The following is a 16,826-nucleotide window of genomic DNA, read 5'->3' as shown; positions in this document are numbered from 1 at the left end:
TGCCGGGGAATAGCGCTGGAGAGGGATGCGTTCCGGCGGTATAGTTCAACCGTCAACTACTTGGAGGGTGAGCGGGCATGCAGTTCGGGATCTTCACCGTCGGGGACGTCACGCCCGACCCGACGACCGGGCGGACGCCGACCGAGCGGGAGCGGATCAAGGCGATGGTCGCCATCGCTCTCAAGGCCGAGGAGGTCGGGCTCGACGTCTTCGCGACCGGGGAGCACCACAACCCGCCGTTCGTGCCGTCCTCGCCGACCACCATGCTCGGGTACGTCGCCGCGCGGACGCAGAAGCTGATCCTCTCCACCTCCACGACGCTGATCACCACGAACGACCCGGTGAAGATCGCCGAGGACTTCGCGATGCTCCAGCACCTCGCCGACGGCCGCGTCGACCTGATGATGGGCCGCGGGAACACCGGGCCGGTCTATCCGTGGTTCGGGCAGGACATCCGCGAGGGCATCAACCTCGCGATCGAGAACTACGCCCTGCTGCGCCGCCTGTGGCGCGAGGACGTCGTGAACTGGGAGGGCAAGTTCCGTACGGCGCTCCAGGGGTTCACCTCGACGCCGCGCCCGCTGGACGACGTACCGCCCTTCGTCTGGCACGGGTCGATCCGGTCGCCGGAGATCGCGGAGCAGGCCGCCTATTACGGGGACGGGTTCTTCCACAACAACATCTTCTGGCCGGCCGATCACACGAAGCGGATGATCGAGCTGTACCGGCAGAGGTTCGCGCATTACGGGCACGGGACGGCTGAGCAGGCGATCGTCGGGCTCGGCGGGCATGTGTTCATGCGGCGCAATTCGCAGGACGCGGTGCGGGAATTCCGGCCGTATTTCGATGTCGCCCCGGTCTACGGGCACGGGCCCTCGCTGGAGGACTTCTCCGCGCAGACCCCGCTGACCGTGGGGACGCCGGAGCAGGTCATCGAGAAGACGCTGAAGTTCCGGGAGTACGCCGGGGACTACCAGCGCCAGCTGTTCCTCGTCGACCACGCCGGGCTGCCGCTGAAGACGGTGCTCGAACAGCTCGACATGCTGGGCGAGGAGGTCGTACCGGTGCTGCGGAAGGAATTCGCCGTGGGGCGCGGGGCGAATGTCCCCGAGGCGCCCACCCACGGTTCTCTGCTGGCCGCGAAGAACGCCGAGAAGAATTCCGCGAAGAATGCCGAGGAGGTCGGGGCATGAAGGTCGTCGTCGTTTCCGCGGGGCTGAGTGTCCCCTCGTCCACACGGCTGCTCGGAGAACGCCTCTCCGTGGCCGTCGGGCGCGCGGTGCCCGGCGTCGAGGTGGAATTCGTCGAGCTGCGGGAACACGCCGTGGAGATCGCGCACGCGTTCGTGAACGGATTCCCGGCGACCGGACTGCGGGCCGCTTTCGACTCCGTCGTATCGGCCGACGCGCTGATCGCCGTCAGCCCTGTTTTCTCCGGGTCCTACAGCGGGCTGTTCAAGTCCTTCTTCGACCTCCTCGACAAGGACTCGCTGGCCGGTAAGCCGGTCCTGATCGCCGCGACCGGCGGTACGGCCCGCCACTCCCTCGTCCTCGACCACGCGCTGCGTCCCCTCTTCTCCTACCTGCGCGCCGTCGTCGTCCCCACCGGGGTCTACGCCGCGTCCGAGGACTGGGGCGCGGAGGGCCTGCCGGAGCGGATCGAGCGGGCGGCCGGCGAGCTGGGCTCCCTCCTGCGGGGTACCTCCGGAGTACGACCCCCGCAGCCGAGGGACGAGTTCGCCATCGACGTACCCTTCGCGGAACGGCTGGCCGCGCTCGGCGGGGAGTGACCGCGGCGCCGATTTCCGGGGCCGGTGGCCGAAGAGCACGGTTTTCCGGCGTGAATCCGCCCAACGGCCCCGAGAAGGCTCCGAGTCGGCCTCGGCGCCACCCTTGAGAGTTACCTCTCCGGTTGTCTCCGGGACGGTGAGAGGCAGGTAAAAAGGGTGATCGTCATGGCGGTGGTCACGGTGGGAGGGGGGTTCGGCTTGGCAGACTGGACGGGTGCCTCAGACCGTGCTGCTTGCCGAAGACGACCGAGCCATCCGCCATGCCCTGGAGCGGGCACTGACGCTGGAGGGGTATCAGGTCACGGCGGTGGCGGACGGTGTGGAAGCACTGGCGCACGCCCACAAGTCGCCGCCGGACGTCCTCGTGCTCGACGTGATGATGCCCGGCATCGACGGGCTCCAGGTGTGCCGGGTGCTGCGGGCCGAGGGCGACCGGACGCCGATCCTCATGCTCACCGCGCTCGTGGAGACCGCTGACCGGATCGCCGGTCTCGACGCCGGGGCCGACGACTACGTCGTCAAGCCGTTCGACGTCGAGGAGGTCTTCGCGCGGCTGCGCGCGCTGATGCGGCGCAGCGGTACGGCCACCGGGCCCGCCGCCGCCCCGGCCACCAGCGCCCCCGCGCCGAAGGAGCCGCTCGTGTCCGACCGGTACATCGAGGCCGCCGGCCTGCGGATGGACCCCCAGGCGCGGCGCGCGTGGCGGGGCGGCCGGGAACTCGAATTGACCCGGACCGAATTCGAGCTTCTCGAACTGCTGGTCCGCAATTCGGGGATCGTCCTCGACCACTCCACCATTTACGACCGTATCTGGGGATACGACTTCGGGCCCGGTTCGAAGAATCTCGCCGTCTATGTGGGATATCTGCGGCGGAAACTCGACGAGCCCGGCGCCCCGCAGCTGATTCACACCGTCCGAGGTGTGGGGTACGTCCTCAGGGAGGACTGAGTGGGCCGCCTGCGCCGGCTGCTGGCCCAGCGGCGCCAGGGGCTCGCCGCGCTCGGTACGACGTTCGCGGTGTCGTTCGCGGCGGTCACCGCGGTCGTCACGATGCTCGTCGGCATCCTGTCGTACAACGCCGCCGCGCGCCTCGTGCGGGTCGACCAGCAGTCCGTGTTCAGCGAGGTCGTCCAGGACCTGCGGGACGAGGTCCGGCAGCAGCGGATGACGCCGGAGGACTTCTCGTCGTCGGCGCCGGGGCATGACCTCGTGCGGCCCGCGCGGACGAACGTGCAGGTCCTCGGGGCCACCGGGGAGGTCGTCGACCCCGGCCAGCCGAAGCTGCCCGTCACCGACGCGGATCGCGTGATCGCGCGGGCCACGGTGTCCGGAACTCTCGCCGAGCACAAGGACGTCGACGTCGGCGACGACGTCTACCGGGTCGCCACCGTCTCCCTCGGGCGGGGCTGGGGCGCCGTACAGGTCGCCCAAGAGTTCAGCGGCACCGAGGACTTGCTGCGCAACCTCCAGCAACGCACCTTCCTCCTCATGGGAGTTGTCGTCACCGCCGCCGGGCTGTTCGGCTGGTGGCTGGCCCGCCGGATCACCCGGCGTCTCGTCGTCCTCACCATGGCCGCCGAGGACGTCGCCCGAACTCGTCGCCTCGGCATCCAGGTTCCCGTCACCGGGTACGACGAGGTCGGGCGGCTCGGCCGTGCCTTCGACCGCATGCTCGGGCGGCTCGCGCAGTCCGAGGAGGACCAGCGGCGGCTGGTCCAGGACGCCGGGCACGAGTTGCGTACGCCGCTGACCTCGCTGCGTACGAACATCTCCCTGTTGCGCCGCATAGACGAACTGCCCCTGTCCACACGGGAGGAGCTGGTCGCCGATCTCGGGCAGGAGGCCCGTGAGCTGACCGACCTCGTCAACGAGCTCGTCGACCTCGCGGCCGGGCAGTCCGACACCGAGCCGCCCCAGCGCGTCGATCTCGCCGACCTCGCCGAGGAGGTCGCCGGGGTCGTACGGCGGCGCAGTGGGCGCGAGATCGTCGTCCGGGTCAGTGGGGACACGACCACCGACGGGCGGCCGGGGTTGTTGCAGCGGGCGCTGTCCAATCTGGTCGAGAACGCGACCAAGTTCGACCGGGAGGGGAAGGGGCCGATCGAGATCAGCGTCACCGGGCCCGCGCGGCCCGGGACCGTCCGGGTCGAGGTGCTCGACCGGGGGCCCGGGATCGCGGAGGGCGACCTCATGCGGGTCTTCGACCGGTTCTACCGGGCCGCCGATGCGCGGTCCCTGCCGGGGTCGGGGCTGGGGCTGTCGATCGTGCGGGAGGTGGCGTTGTCGCATGGGGGGACGCCGTATGCGCATCGGCGGGCGGGTGGGGGGTCGGTGATCGGGTTTACGGTCGGGGGTGGGTGAGGGGGTGGGTGGTGGCGGTGGTTGGTGGGCTGGTGCGGGTTCGGTGGGGGCTGGGGTAGGGGGGTGTCGCTTGCCCGCGCTTGCGGGGTGCCGCTGCGCCCACCCGTGCCGCCCCATGGGGGTACCTCCCAGGCCCTTCGGGCACTGGGGGAGGCACGACTGCCCGCAGCTGGGGCAAGGAGGTGGCGTGGGTGCGGGGCGGTGGGGGTGCGGCGCGACTGCCCGCAGCTGGGGGAAGGAGGTGGGGTGGGTGCGGGGCGGTGGGGGAGGTGGGGATGGGTACGTTGAGGTTGGGGTGGCTGTTGGGGCTTCCTGGTATTTGGGAGGGGTTCTCGCTTGTATACCGAGGCGGAGGCCGCTGTGTTGGCGGCGGTCGATGAGGCGGCGTTGGTTCGGACGCTGATGGAACTCGTTGCTGTGCCGAGTGTGACGGGGAGTGCGGCTGAGGCGGAGATTCAGCAGGTGCTGGCGCGGAAGCTGGAGCGGCTGGGGGCGGGTGAGGTTGATCTGTGGGCCATGGATCTGGGGGAGTTGTATGCCGATCCGGGGTTTCCGGGGCTTGAGGTGGAGCGGGACGAGGCGTGGGGGCTGGTGGGGTATTACGGGGGTGATGGGGAGGCTGGGCTTGTGCTTCAGGGGCATGTCGATGTCGTACCTGCGGGGGATCCTGCCGCCTGGGACGGGGATCCCTTCGTGCCCCGGGTCCGGGGGGATCTCGTGTACGGGCGCGGGGCCTGTGACATGAAGGCCGGGATCGCCGCGCAGCTCGCTGTGTTGGGGGCGTTGCGGGATTCCGGGACGCGGCTGCGGGGGCGGCTCGGGGTGCACTTCGTTGTGGGGGAGGAGGACGGGGGGATCGGGGCGTTCGGGACGTTGAAGCGGGGGCATACCGGGGGTGCCTGCGTCATCTCCGAGCCGACCGGGGGGACCGTCGTCACCGCCAACGCCGGGGCGCTGACCTTTCGGCTTGCCGTCAACGGGCTGGCCGCGCACGCCAGTTCGCGGGAGCAGGGGGTGAGCGCGTTCGACGCGTTTCTGCCGGTGCACCGGGCGCTCGGGGAGCTGGAGGCCGAGCGCAATCGCGACGCCGATCCGCTGCTCGCCGAGTACCCGATTCCTTACTCCCTCTCCGTCGGCACCGTGCGCGCCGGGGACTGGTCCAGCAGCGTGCCCGATCTCCTTGTCGCCGAGGGGCGGTTGGGGGTGCGGCTCGGGGAGGACCCGGCGGCGGCGCGCGCGGTGTTCGAGGCACGGGTCGCCGAAGTCTGCGCCCGGGACGCGTGGTTGAAGGACCACCCTGTCGAAGTGACCTGGCCCGGAGGGCAGTTCGCCAGCGGGCGGCTCCCCGCCGGGCACCGGCTCCTGGACCTCGTACAGAGCGCCCACGCCGACGCGAACGGCGGTGCCGTACCCCGCGAGCGGGGCGCGACGTACGGCAGCGATCTCCGGCTCTACGCCGGTGCCGGGATCCCCACGCTCCAGTTCGGCCCCGGGGACATCGGCGTCGCGCACAGTGCGCGGGAGGCCGTGTCGGTGGCGGAGACGGTGGGGGTGGCAAGGGCGCTGGCGCTGGCCGTGGTGCGGGAGCTGGGGACGGTCTGAGGGACGGCACCCCGACGGTCTCAGGGACGGCACCCCGACGGTCTGAGGGACGGTGTTCCGTCCCTCGTACCGCGCCCTGTCCCTCGTACTACCCGTCTAGTACCTCCGAGCTACCCGCCCTCGTCTACCCCGCAGCCGTCGACCCCAGGGTCTGCGTGGTCGTACCCGTACCACCCGTACCCCCCGTGGTCGTCCCCGCCGTCGTCCCCTTGCTCTCCGTCATGAACGTCTTCCAGCCGCCCGCCGGGGCCTGGCCGACGTCCAGGGTGCGGAGTTTCTCCAGGACCTCGGGCTTCTGGACGTCCATCCAGTCGACGAACTGGCGGAAGGAGACCATCCGGACGTCCGCGCCCTTCTCCTTCTCCGCGGCGATGTGCTTGAAGGCGGCCTCGACGGAGTCCATGTAGATACCGCCGTTCCACTGCTCGAAGTGGTTGCCGATGAAGAAGGGGGCGCGGTTGGTGGTGTACGCGCGCTGGAAGCCCTCGATGTAGGCGCCGGCGGACTGCTTGCGCCAGCCCGGGTAGTTGTGGGCCGGGGCCTTCGTGGAGTTGAGGGACTGGTTGGCCATCATGTTGTAGTCCATCGAGAGGACCTCGAACTTACGGCCGGGGAAAGGTATCGCCTGGAGCGGCAGGTCCCAGATCCCCTTGCGCTTCTTCGGCCAGACCTGGCGCCCGCCCGGCGAGGACGCGTCGTAGCGCCAGCCCAGCTCACGGGCGGTGGGCAGCAGGTTGTCCTGGCCGAGGAGGCAGGGGGTGCGGGCGCCGACGAGCTCCTTCTCGTAGTCGAAGGGGAGCGAGGGCAGATCGGTCCACCCCGTGTTCGTCCGCCACTCCTTGACGAAAGCTTTCGCCTGCTCGATCTCCGTACGCCACTGCTTGGCCGTCCACCACTTCACCGAGCCGTGCGCCTCACCGCAGAAGTGGCCGTTGAAGTGGGTGCCTATCTCGTGCCCTTCGAGCCAGGCCCGGCGGACGTTCGTGAGGGTCGCCTTGACGTGGTCGTCGGTGAGGTAGCCGATGTCGGAGGCGCCGCGCCGGTTGTTCGGCGGCTCGTACAGCCGCTTCTTCGACTCCGGCAGCAGGTAGAGGCCGGAGAGGAAGAACGTCATGGACGCGCCGTGTTCCTTGGCGAGGTCCAGGAAGCGGGGGAAGAGGCCGTTGCCGACCTCGCCCGCGCCGTCCCAGGAGAAGATCACGAACTGCGGCGGCTCCTGGCCGGCCTCCAGCGGCACGGGTTTGGCCGGCTGGTGCGGCTGCTTGCCCGTGAACGACGTCGAGCCGTCCCCGATGGGCCGCGCCTGCGCGCTGGGGCTGGCGCTGCCCTTGGGGGAGCCGCTCGCGGAGGGACCGCCGTCCCCGGAGTCGGAGCCGGAGGAGGTGCCGCAGCCGGTCAGTCCCGCGGCTGCGGCGGCGCCCGCACCGAGTCCGAGTGCTCCCCGTCGGGTGAGAGTGCGCATGGAGCTTCCCGTTCGTCACGTTTATCTCTGGTGGGTCACTCATTCAGAGGACGTATCGAACGACGAGGTTCCCCGACTAGTTCCGGGTTTGGTAACAGGAGCAACCTTTTTCAGCCGCCGCCACAGGACGCGACAGGCGTTACGGCGAGATCCTTACGCGCCGAACGCCTTGTCCTTGCCCTTCACCGGCTTCGCACCCGCACGCAGATGCGCCGGCACCAGGTCGATCGCGGGCTCCGAGTACCCGACGGAGACGATGCGGTCCCCCTCGTACGTGAAGGTCGTCAGCGAGGCCAGCGTGCACTGCCGCTTGCGCGGGTCGTGCCACAGGCGGCGGCGCTCGACGTACGAACGCACGATCCAGATCGGCAGCTGGTGGCTGACCAGCACCGCCTCGTGGCCGCGCGCCTGGTCGCGGGCGGCGTCCAGGGCGCCCTTCATCCGGACGACCTGGTCGATGTATGGCTCGCCCCAGGACGGCTTGAACGGATTCACGAGATGCGGCCAGTTGGCCGGTTTCCGCAGGGCGCCGTCGCCGACGCCGAACGTCTTGCCCTGGAAGAAGTTGCCCGCCTCGATCAGTCGCGAGTCGCTCGCGAGGTCCAGGCCGTGCGCCTTCGCGATCGGGGTCGCGGTCTCCTGCGCCCGCTCCAGCGGGGAGGCGACGACGTACCTGACGTCCCGGGACGCGAGGTGCTCCGCGACCCGGTCGGCCATCTGCCGGCCCAGCTCGGAGAGGTGGTACCCGGGCAGCCGTCCGTACAGGATGCCGTCCGGGTTGTGCACCTCGCCGTGTCGCATCAGGTGTACGACGGTGAGTTCCTTGGCTGTGCTCATGCTGCCGTGGCCTCCGCGGCTGCTCTGGCCGCCGCCGGGAGGGCGTCGGCGATCATCTGTACGGCGCGCTCGTCATGCGCCGTGGACACGAACCACGACTCGAACGACGACGGCGGCAGGTAGACGCCGTTCGCCAGGAGGGAGTGGAAGAACGCGGTGAAGCGGTACGACTCCTGCGCCTTCGCGTCGTCGTAGTCGCGCACCGGGCGGTCGGTGAAGAACACCGAGAACATGTTGGAGGCGCTCTGCACGGTGTGCGCGACGCCCTCCTTGGTCAGGGCCTGCGAGACCAGCGCCTGGATCTGCTCCGACACGGCGCCGAGCCTGACGTACGCGGCATCGTCGAGCAGCCGCAGCTGCGCGAGGCCCGCGGCCGTCGCGACCGGGTTCCCGGAGAGGGTGCCCGCCTGGTAGACCGGGCCCGCGGGGGCCAGGTGCGCCATGACGTCCGCGCGGCCGCCGAACGCCGCCGCCGGGAAGCCGCCGCCCATCACCTTCCCGAAGGTCATGAGGTCCGGTACGACGCCGTCGACCCCGAACCAGCCCGCCCGGCTCGTCCGGAAGCCCGTCATCACCTCGTCCGAGATGTACAGCGCGCCGTTCGCCGAACACAGGTCCTTCAGGCCCTGGTTGAAGCCCGGCAGCGGAGGTACGACGCCCATGTTGCCCGGCGACGCCTCCGTGATCACGCACGCGATCTCGCCCGCGTGCAGGCGGAACGCCTCGCGTACGGCGTCGAGGTCGTTGTACGGCAGGACGATCGTGTCGCCCGCCTGGGCGCCGGTGACGCCGGGGGTGTCCGGGAGCGCGAACGTCGCGACGCCCGAGCCCGCCGCCGCGAGCAGCGCGTCCACGTGGCCGTGGTAGCAGCCCGCGAACTTCACGACCTTCGCGCGGCGGGTGAAGCCGCGGGCCAGGCGGATCGCGGACATCGTCGCCTCGGTGCCGCTGGAGACCAGGCGGACCTGCTCCAGAGGGGCGATGCGGGCCACCATCTCCTCCGCGAGGGCGACCTCTCCCTCGCCGGGGGTGCCGAAGGAGGTGCCCCTGCCCACGGCGTCCTGTACGGCCGCGATGACCTCCGGGTGCGAGTGGCCCAGGATCATCGGGCCCCAGGAGCAGACCAGGTCCACGTACGTGCGGCCGTCCGCGTCCGTCAGGTAGGGGCCGGTGCCGGAGACCATGAAGCGGGGGGTGCCGCCGACGGCCTTGAAGGCGCGGACCGGGGAGTTCACGCCGCCCGGGGTGACGGCGGAGGCGCGGTCGAACAGGGCCTGGGAGGCGGGGGCGTCGTAGGGGTAGGGCTGTTCGGTCATGGCCTGGGGGGTCTCCGGCTCGGGGGTGGGCGGGGTGGGACCTCCTCAGGGTAGGCCAGGGGGTTCGGGAACTCGGGGCGGGCGTCGGGGGTTGTGCTGGCGGGGAGGGGGTGCCGTCGCCGTATCTCCGCGCAGTGTTCGGGATCTGAGAAACTGGGATCTGATACATACAGCTCACACGGGCCGTACTGAACGGGGACCGGGACGCTCCCGCGGACACGATGTTTCACCGCACGTTTCGGCGGGCGGCCGTGGGGGAGGTCACTGACACGATGATCGGGTTGCGCGGGCGGTACCGCGCGTCCTAGAAAAGCAGTCGGGTGGAGATATGCATCGCGGTGGCGGACTGGGCGAGGGGACCGATGACCTGGGTCCTCGTCGTGCCCGGCGGGGAAGGCACCGGCGCGACGCGGAGGAAACAGACGAAGCACAGCAGACATTTCAGGCACAGAGCGAGTCCGGTGAGATCGGTCGGCTGATCGGCCCCCGGACCGACCGCCTCACGGCGGGGAGCGGGAACGGTGGTCGGGTGGGCGTGACGTACAAGTACTTCGGTGCCCCCGACGGCGCTACGGCCGCCCGCGTCCCCATCTCCATGCGGCCCGAGGAACTCGGCGGCGACGAGTTGGGCATGAACGGCATGTTCACGAAGATCAAGCCGGAGACGATGGCGGCGATGGTCCTCACGGGCATCGAGGGCGTCCCCCTCCACAAGGTCCCGCCGCTCGAACTCGTCGTCCTCCACCCCGACTACGCGGTCGTCAAGCTGCCGATGACCGTCGTCGATCCCCTCCGGGACATAGGCGAGGAGGCGGTCGGGGCGGCGGCCTTCATCTGGTCGACGGTTCCTGATCGTGGGGGGCCTCGGGATGCGTTCAATGTGTACCAACTGCTGCATGAGTGGCAGGATTTCAGCCACCGCCTTCATGAGGCGGGGCATCAGCCGTACTGCCTGGTGTGGCCCTGAGGCGGAGGCGAGGAGCCGGATGGCGACGACGTGGTAGACGTACGCCGTCAGTGACACCGAGCCGGATGCGGGCCGCGCGAGGAAACGCCCCCGCGCGCTGTGGGAGCGGGTGCCCGCGCGGGTCGTCGACCTCGTCCTGGTGGCGGCGGCCGTGGACGTACGGCTGAATCTGTGGGACGGCACGCGCCTCGGGTATCGCGCTGGCCGCGCTCGGGTGTGTCGCGTTGGCCTTCCGGCGTCGGTTTCCGCTCGCTGTGTTCCTGCTCACCCTGACCGCCGCCGCACCGGTCGTCATCGCACAACTCCTCCGGACGCACCGGGACTTGGCGCGGCGGCTCGTCGAGATCGAGGAGGTCGCCCGCACGATCCGTTCGCCGAGTGTGGCCACGTTCGACGAACTGCGCACCATGGTCACGCTGTTGCGTGCCTCCGGAGGCCACGCGACCGAGCCGACGCCTCAGCCCACCCTGGCCGACCTGCGTGAACTGGTGGAATCGAGCGGCACTCACGTGGAGCTGTCGGGTGAGCTGCCGCCCGCCGTGGGCACACCGGCCCAACGGGCCCTCTGCCGTACGGTCCAGGAGGCGTTGACCAACGTCCGGGAGCACGCCCCCGGCTGCGGATCCCCCTGAGCGCGGACTGACACCGCTGCGGTCTCGCCGGAGGCCGGCCAGGGCGGTACCCGCCGGTCGGCGGGGGTGTTACCGAAGCCTGCCGGATGGTCCGCGGCCGACGTACACGCCAGGTTCCTCGTATGACAAAGTCGCAGCCGTTGCCGGAGACGTCAGCCCCGCGGGAGCACTCGCCTCCCGCGCCCCGCACCTCCCCCGAGCCCGCCGCGCCGGCCTCGCCCGGTCCCTCGGCGGGACGCCTCGTCGGGGTGGACCTGGCCCGCGCGCTGGCGGTGTTCGGCATGTACGTCGTGCACATCGGCCCCCCGCTGTCGGCCACGGACGGCGTCGCCAGTTGGGTCCGGTACCTGGCGGACGGCCATTCATCGGTCCTGTTCGCCACCCTGGCCGGGTTCTCGCTGATGCTGCTCGCCGGCCGTCGCCGGCCCAGGACCGGCCTGGCCGGCCGGCAGGCGAAGGCCCGCATCGCGATCCGCGCCGTGATCCTGCTGGCGCTGGGCACCGTGATGGCGATGGAGTACGGGGGTGTGATCATCCTCGGCTTCTACGGCGTCTACTTCCTCCTGGCCCTGCCCCTGGTGCGCCTGTCGGCCCGGACCCTCGCGATGATCGCGGCCGGGTCCGCCCTCGTCGCACCGCAACTGCTGTTCGCCCTGAACTCGCTGTTGAGCGCGTCGGTCCAGCAGAGCGTCAACGCCTACGACCCGCTCCACCGCCTCAGCGGCGTCGGAGTGCTCGATCTGCTGCTCACCGGCTTCTACCCGACGATCACCTGGATGTCGTTCGTGATCGCCGGTATGGCGCTGGCCCGCCTCGACCTGTCCTGCGGCACCGTCCGGCGGCGCCTGGCCGGGTTCGGCGCCGCGCTCACCGTGGCCGCCTACGGCATGTCCCTGCTGCTGGCAGGCAAGGGCGCGTTGAACAGCCTCGCGGAAGGCGGGTCGTCGTCCGGCGGCGGATCGTTCCCCGAGCTGTCGGCGTCGTCGCTCCTGCTCGCCGGGCCGCACAGCGGCACCACGTTCGACATCGTCGGCAGCGTCGGAGTCGCGATCCTGGTGATCGTGGGCGCGACCGCGGCGATGGACCGCCTGCCGCGACTGCGCCGCCTGGCCGGACCGGTCATCGCCGTGGGCACCATGTCCCTGACCGCCTACGTCGGCCACTTCGTCGCACAGTCGGTGCTGTCCACGCCCGCCGGGACCGGCGCCCAGCAGTCCTGGACGCCGCTGCTCCTGTACGTCCTGGGGGCGATCGTGTTCGCCGCGGTCTGGTCCCGCTTCTTCCGGCGAGGCCCTCTGGAGTACCTGCTCAACCTGACCACCAAGCCGGCTAAGTACATCCGGTGAGATCCGGGCAGCTCCGCCCCCCCCCCCCCGAAAACCCCGTCTGAAATGCGGGTTTTCGGGTGGGAGGGGGGTGTGCAAGATCCTCAGAACGGGCATGCGAAACTTTTCACATGAGTGCCGCCAGCCGTGTGTTCCGGCGTTCGAACAGCGCCTTCGAGAAGAGGTCCCCTTCGCGTCGGGCCGTCCTGATGACGGTGGGCGGTGCCGTGGGGGTGCTGGTGCTGTCCGCTTGTTCGTCGGGGGGGACGTCCGGCGGGGGCGGGGACACGCACTTCGTGATGGGGACCGACGGGATCGCCCGGGTGAAGGCGGGGGAGCGGGATGCCGCTCCTGAGCTGTCGGGGAAGAGCGTCGCGGGGCCGCAGCTCGACGTCGCCTCGTACAAGGGCAAGGTCGTCGTACTGAACGTGTGGGGGTCCTGGTGTTCGCCCTGCCGGGCCGAGGCGCCGGGGTTCCAGAAGGTGTCGGAGAGCCTCAAGAGCAAGGGCGTGCAGTTCGTCGGGATCAACACCCGGGACACGAACAACGACAACGCGCTCGCCTTCGAGAAGCAGATGGGGGTGACGTACCCGAGTCTGTCCGATCCGACGGGCAAGCTGCTGCTGCGGTTCAAGAAGGGGACGCTGAACCTCCAGACGATCCCGTCCACGCTCGTCATCGACCGTGAGGGCAGGATCGCCGCGCGGTCGCTGTCGCCGCTGAGCGAGGAGCGGCTGCGGGAGATGATCGACCCGGTGCTCGCGGAGAAGGCGTGAACCCCCTCGCCGTGGACTCCCTCGCCGCGCATCCCCTCGCCGTGCACACGATCGCCGTCGGCGAGATGAACGGGACCGTCCTCAACGGCGCCCTGATACTCGCGCTGCCGATCGCCCTGCTCGGCGGCCTCGTCTCCTTCTTCTCGCCGTGCGTGCTGCCCCTCGTACCCGGCTATCTGTCGTACGTCACGGGGATCAGCGGTACGGATCTCGCCGAGGCGCGGCGGGGGCGGATGGTCGCCGGGGCCTCGCTGTTCGTGCTCGGGTTCACGGTCGTCTTCGTGTCCAGCGGCGCGCTGTTCGGGTACTTCGGGGACACGCTCCAGGCCAACCGGGACGTCCTGTCGAAGGTGCTGGGCGTGCTCATGGTCCTCATGGGCGTGTTCTTCATGGGGCTCATGCCGTGGATGACGGCGCGGGAGTTCCGTATCCACCGGCGGCCGGTGACCGGGCTGGTCGGGGCGCCGCTGCTGGGGGCGCTGTTCGGGATCGGGTGGACGCCGTGCATCGGGCCGACGCTCGCGTCGGTGCTCGCGCTGTCCTCGCAGCAGTCCAGTGCCGGGCGCGGGGCGGTCCTGACCGTCGCCTACTGTCTGGGTCTGGGCGTACCGTTCGTGCTCGCGGCGGTCGCCTTCCGCAAGGCGCTGGGGGCGTTCTCCTGGGTCAAGCGGCACTACGTCTGGGTGATGCGGATCGGCGGCACGATGATGATCGTGACCGGTCTGCTGCTGCTGACCGGTATCTGGGACGGCATGGTGCAGGACATGCAGTCCTGGTCCAACGGCTTCGTTGTAGGGATCTGATCCATGAGCAAGACCAGTCCGACGCCGACGGACGAGGCTTCGCCGGACGGCGTTTCGGCCGAGGCTCGGGAAGACGCGAGCACCAAGCTCTCGACCGCCCCCGAGGAGACCCTCAACGTCCCCGCGCTCGGCGTCATCGGCTGGGCCCGCTGGTTCTGGCGTCAGCTCACCTCGATGCGGGTCGCGCTGCTGCTGCTCCTGCTGCTGGCGCTCGCCGCGATCCCCGGTTCGCTGATCCCGCAGACCGGCAGCGACGCGACGAAGGTCGCCGACTTCCGCAAGGCCCACACCACGCTCGCGCCGATCTACGACAAGGTCGGCCTCTTCCACGTCTACAGCTCGGTGTGGTTCTCGGCGATCTACATCCTGCTGTTCGTCTCCCTGATCGGCTGCATCGTCCCGCGCACCTGGCAGTTCGTGGGCCAGCTGCGCTCCCGTCCGCCGGGGGCACCCAAAAGGCTGACGAGACTTCCGGCGTACACCTCGTGGCGTACTACGGCCAGCCCTGAAGAGGTACGGGAGACCGCGCTCGCCCTGCTGAAGAAGCGGCGGTTCCGCGCGCACGTCGTCGGGGACGCGGTCGCCGCCGAGAAGGGGTACTTCCGGGAGGTCGGCAACCTCGCCTTCCACATCGCGCTGATCGTCCTGCTGGTCGCGTTCGCGTGGGGGCAGCTCTTCAAGTCGGAGGGCAACAAGCTGATCGTCGAGGGCGACGGCTTCTCCAACGTGCTCCCTCAGTACGACGACTTCAAGTCCGGGAACCTCTTCGACACCGGCGAGGACCTGGTCCCGTTCAGCTTCGACCTCAAGAAGTTCACGGGTACGTACGAGCTGACCGGCCCCAACCGTGGTACCCCCCGTACCTACGAGGCAGCCCTCACGTACAGCGAGGGCGCCTACGGCAAGGACAAGCAGACCGTCGTCAAGGTCAACCACCCGCTGGAGATCGGCGACGCGAAGGTCTACCTCACCGCCCACGGGTACGCCCCCCTCATCACCGTCCGCGACGGCAAGGGCAAGGTCGTCTACCGCGACGCGGTCCCGCTGCTGCCGCTCGACAACAACGTCACCTCGTCCGGGGTCGTCAAGGTCATGGACGGCTACCAGGACGCGAAGGGCAAGCGGGAGCAGCTCGGCTTCCAGCTCTTCTTCCTGCCGACGTACAGCAAGGGCAACGAGGTCGCGTCGACGTTCCCCGCGCTGATCAACCCGATCATGAACGTCGTCGGCTACCACGGTGACCTCGGCGTCGACTCCGGGATCCCGCAGAGCGTGTACCAGCTCGACAAGTCCCACCTGAAGGAGTTCAAGGACGCGAAGGGCGCGCAGCTCCGGGACAACCTGACGCCGGGCGAGACCATGACGCTGCCGAACGGCGCCGGGACCCTCACCTACGAGGGGACCAAGGAGTGGGCGAACTTCCAGGTCGTCCAGGATCCGGGGGGCGGCTGGGCGCTGGCCGGGGCGATCGCCGCGATCTTCGGCCTCGCCGCCTCGCTGTTCGTCCAGCGGCGCCGGGTGTGGGTGCGGGCCGTCGCCGGGCCCGACGGGGTGACGCTCGTCGAGATGGCGGGGCTCGGGCGCAGCGAGTCGGCGAAGGTGCCGGAGGAGCTGGGGGCGCTGGCGGACGGGGTGTACGCGCGGGCGCCGGGGGTGGCGGAGGCGGAGGCTGACGCCGGGGCCGGGGCTGACGCCTCAACCTCAAGTACGTCGGCCTCAGGTACCCCCACCTCAAGTGCTACCGGTACTACTCCCACCGCCTCAGACACCGACTCCCCCTCAGGTACTACCCCCGACGTATCCCCTACCCCCCAAGCTGCCCCTTCCGAAGGGTCTGAGAAGTGACTCTCGCCGCCGCGACCAACGAACACCTCGCCAACATCAGCAACACGCTGATCTACTCCTCGATGGCCGTCTACACCCTCGCGTTCTTCGCGTACATCGCCGAGTGGCTCTTCGGCAGCCGCAGCAAGGTGGGCCGCACGGCCGCCGCGCTGACCCCGGCCGCCGCTGCCGCCGCGAAGAAGGCGCCGGCCGTCACGGTCAAGAAGGCCGGCGGGACCGCCGTACTGGAGCGGCCGGAGGTCGTCGTCCGCTCCGCCTCCGGCGCGCGCGACGTGCCGGACGGGCCCGGGGCGCACGGCGGGGACGAGCAGGGGGATCTCTACGGCCGGATCGCGATCTCCCTCACGGTCCTCGCGTTCCTCGTCGAGCTGAGCGGGGTCATCACCCGCGCGGCGTCGGTGGAGCGGGCGCCGTGGGGCAACATGTACGAGTTCAACATCACGTTCTCGACCGTCGCGGTCGGCGTGTACCTCACGCTGCTGGCGCTGCGCAAGAACGTCCGCTGGCTCGGCCTGTTCCTCATCACCACGGTCCTGCTGGACCTGGGACTCGCGGTCACCGTCCTGTACACGGCCAGCGACCAGCTCGTCCCCGCGCTGCACTCGTACTGGCTGTACATCCACGTCTCGACGGCGATCCTGTGCGGCGCGGTCTTCTACGTCGGCGCGGTCGCCACGATCCTGTACCTCTTCAAGGACAGCTACGAGAACAAGCTCGCGAGCGGCGGTACGCCGGGCAAGTTCGCGAACTCGGTGCTGGACCGGCTCCCCGCGTCCGCGTCCCTCGACAAGTTCGCGTACCGCGTGAACGCGGCCGTCTTCCCCCTGTGGACGTTCACGATCATCGCCGGCGCGATCTGGGCGGGCGACGCGTGGGGCCGCTACTGGGGCTGGGACCCCAAGGAGACCTGGTCCTTCATCACCTGGGTCGGCTACGCCTGCTACCTGCACGCCCGCGCCACCGCCGGCTGGAAGGGCCGCAAGGCCGCCTACCTCGCGCTGCTCGCCTTCGGCTGCTGGCTGTTCAACTACTACGGCGTCAACATCTTCGTGAGCGGCAAGCACTCGTACGCGGGGGTGTGACCCCACCCGTCCGGCACCGGGCCGGTTC

At 70.0% G+C, this 16,826-nt stretch carries 14 protein-coding genes and 1 pseudogene; 12 read left to right on the top strand and 3 right to left on the bottom strand.

What is annotated here, in order from left to right; translation table 11 throughout:
* Window positions 1-77: 77 nt before the first annotated feature.
* The 5 genes from ACLZOT_RS36800 (at window position 78) to ACLZOT_RS36780 (ending at window position 5,753) form a co-directional block, all read left to right on the top strand.
* Entirely contained in the window at window positions 78-1,193 is a 1,116-nt protein-coding gene (locus tag ACLZOT_RS36800; RefSeq protein ID WP_416973501.1) for an LLM class flavin-dependent oxidoreductase, read from the top strand.
* Window positions 1,190-1,789, top strand: a complete 600-nt coding sequence (locus ACLZOT_RS36795; protein ID WP_416973500.1) for an FMN reductase — start codon at window positions 1,190-1,192, stop codon at window positions 1,787-1,789. The genes ACLZOT_RS36800 and ACLZOT_RS36795 overlap by 4 nt, the downstream gene beginning before the upstream one ends.
* A 214-nt stretch (window positions 1,790-2,003) precedes the next feature.
* Entirely contained in the window at window positions 2,004-2,738 is a 735-nt protein-coding gene (locus tag ACLZOT_RS36790; protein WP_416973499.1) for a response regulator transcription factor, read from the top strand.
* Window positions 2,739-4,151, top strand: coding sequence for an ATP-binding protein (locus ACLZOT_RS36785; RefSeq protein WP_416973498.1), 1,413 nt, complete (start codon window positions 2,739-2,741; stop codon window positions 4,149-4,151).
* Window positions 4,152-4,553: 402 nt separating this feature from the next.
* The gene (locus ACLZOT_RS36780; RefSeq protein ID WP_416973547.1) at window positions 4,554-5,753 is read left to right on the top strand and encodes an ArgE/DapE family deacylase; all 1,200 of its coding nucleotides are present in this window, start codon (window positions 4,554-4,556) and stop codon (window positions 5,751-5,753) included.
* 124 nt (window positions 5,754-5,877) lie between these two features.
* On the opposite strand, the gene ACLZOT_RS36775 is transcribed toward ACLZOT_RS36780, so the two are convergent.
* The 3 genes from ACLZOT_RS36775 to hemL all read right to left on the bottom strand — a co-directional run bounded on the left by ACLZOT_RS36775 (window position 5,878) and on the right by hemL (window position 9,368).
* Window positions 5,878-7,215, bottom strand: coding sequence for a hypothetical protein (locus ACLZOT_RS36775; RefSeq protein WP_416973497.1), 1,338 nt, complete (start codon window positions 7,213-7,215; stop codon window positions 5,878-5,880).
* A gap of 153 nt (window positions 7,216-7,368) precedes the next feature.
* On the bottom strand, window positions 7,369-8,052 hold the full coding sequence (locus ACLZOT_RS36770) for a histidine phosphatase family protein (protein ID WP_416973496.1): 684 nt from the start codon (window positions 8,050-8,052) through the stop codon (window positions 7,369-7,371).
* On the bottom strand, window positions 8,049-9,368 hold the full coding sequence (gene hemL, locus ACLZOT_RS36765) for a glutamate-1-semialdehyde 2,1-aminomutase (protein WP_416973495.1): 1,320 nt from the start codon (window positions 9,366-9,368) through the stop codon (window positions 8,049-8,051). The genes ACLZOT_RS36770 and hemL overlap by 4 nt, the downstream gene beginning before the upstream one ends.
* A 328-nt stretch (window positions 9,369-9,696) precedes the next feature.
* On the opposite strand from hemL, the gene ACLZOT_RS36760 reads away from it, so the two are divergent.
* The 7 genes and pseudogenes from ACLZOT_RS36760 to ccsB all read left to right on the top strand — a co-directional run bounded on the left by ACLZOT_RS36760 (window position 9,697) and on the right by ccsB (window position 16,798).
* Complete coding sequence (locus ACLZOT_RS36760) at window positions 9,697-10,335, top strand: hypothetical protein (protein ID WP_416973494.1); 639 nt, start codon at window positions 9,697-9,699, stop codon at window positions 10,333-10,335.
* 97 nt (window positions 10,336-10,432) lie between these two features.
* A pseudogene (locus ACLZOT_RS36755) lies at window positions 10,433-10,952 on the top strand (two-component sensor histidine kinase); the annotation flags it as partial.
* Between the two features lie 137 nt (window positions 10,953-11,089).
* The gene (locus ACLZOT_RS36750; protein WP_416973493.1) at window positions 11,090-12,313 is read left to right on the top strand and encodes a DUF418 domain-containing protein; all 1,224 of its coding nucleotides are present in this window, start codon (window positions 11,090-11,092) and stop codon (window positions 12,311-12,313) included.
* A 110-nt stretch (window positions 12,314-12,423) separates the two neighbouring features.
* Window positions 12,424-13,068: a TlpA family protein disulfide reductase gene (locus tag ACLZOT_RS36745; RefSeq protein ID WP_416973492.1), complete on the top strand. Its 645-nt coding sequence runs from the start codon at window positions 12,424-12,426 to the stop codon at window positions 13,066-13,068.
* A gap of 65 nt (window positions 13,069-13,133) precedes the next feature.
* Window positions 13,134-13,871, top strand: a complete 738-nt coding sequence (locus ACLZOT_RS36740; protein WP_416973546.1) for a cytochrome c biogenesis CcdA family protein — start codon at window positions 13,134-13,136, stop codon at window positions 13,869-13,871.
* A 3-nt stretch (window positions 13,872-13,874) separates the two neighbouring features.
* A complete protein-coding gene (gene resB / locus ACLZOT_RS36735) occupies window positions 13,875-15,716 on the top strand; it encodes a cytochrome c biogenesis protein ResB (protein ID WP_416973491.1) in 1,842 nt (613 codons plus the stop codon).
* Window positions 15,713-16,798: a c-type cytochrome biogenesis protein CcsB gene (gene ccsB, locus ACLZOT_RS36730; protein WP_416973490.1), complete on the top strand. Its 1,086-nt coding sequence runs from the start codon at window positions 15,713-15,715 to the stop codon at window positions 16,796-16,798. The genes resB and ccsB overlap by 4 nt, the downstream gene beginning before the upstream one ends.
* Window positions 16,799-16,826 lie beyond the last annotated feature (28 nt).

This window comes from Streptomyces sp. 4F14, from assembly GCF_048159485.1.
In the GTDB taxonomy this organism is placed as follows: domain Bacteria; phylum Actinomycetota; class Actinomycetes; order Streptomycetales; family Streptomycetaceae; genus Streptomyces.
Note: the sequence above shows the minus strand (reverse complement) of the source record. Positions and strands in the feature narration are given on the sequence as shown.

Excerpts from the sequence above, each read along its gene's own strand:
- ACLZOT_RS36800 (WP_416973501.1), top strand. The coding sequence starts at position 78 with ATGCAGTTCGGGATCTTCACCGTCGGGGACGTCACGCCCGACCCGACG.
- ACLZOT_RS36795 (WP_416973500.1), top strand. The coding sequence starts at position 1,190 with ATGAAGGTCGTCGTCGTTTCCGCGGGGCTGAGTGTCCCCTCGTCCACA.
- ACLZOT_RS36780 (WP_416973547.1), top strand. The coding sequence starts at position 4,554 with ATGGAACTCGTTGCTGTGCCGAGTGTGACGGGGAGTGCGGCTGAGGCG.
- ACLZOT_RS36775 (WP_416973497.1), bottom strand. The coding sequence starts at position 7,215 with ATGCGCACTCTCACCCGACGGGGAGCACTCGGACTCGGTGCGGGCGCC.
- ACLZOT_RS36770 (WP_416973496.1), bottom strand. The coding sequence starts at position 8,052 with ATGAGCACAGCCAAGGAACTCACCGTCGTACACCTGATGCGACACGGC.
- hemL (WP_416973495.1), bottom strand. The coding sequence starts at position 9,368 with ATGACCGAACAGCCCTACCCCTACGACGCCCCCGCCTCCCAGGCCCTG.
- ACLZOT_RS36760 (WP_416973494.1), top strand. The coding sequence starts at position 9,697 with ATGCATCGCGGTGGCGGACTGGGCGAGGGGACCGATGACCTGGGTCCT.
- ACLZOT_RS36750 (WP_416973493.1), top strand. The coding sequence starts at position 11,090 with ATGACAAAGTCGCAGCCGTTGCCGGAGACGTCAGCCCCGCGGGAGCAC.
- ACLZOT_RS36745 (WP_416973492.1), top strand. The coding sequence starts at position 12,424 with ATGAGTGCCGCCAGCCGTGTGTTCCGGCGTTCGAACAGCGCCTTCGAG.
- ACLZOT_RS36740 (WP_416973546.1), top strand. The coding sequence starts at position 13,134 with ATGAACGGGACCGTCCTCAACGGCGCCCTGATACTCGCGCTGCCGATC.
- resB (WP_416973491.1), top strand. The coding sequence starts at position 13,875 with ATGAGCAAGACCAGTCCGACGCCGACGGACGAGGCTTCGCCGGACGGC.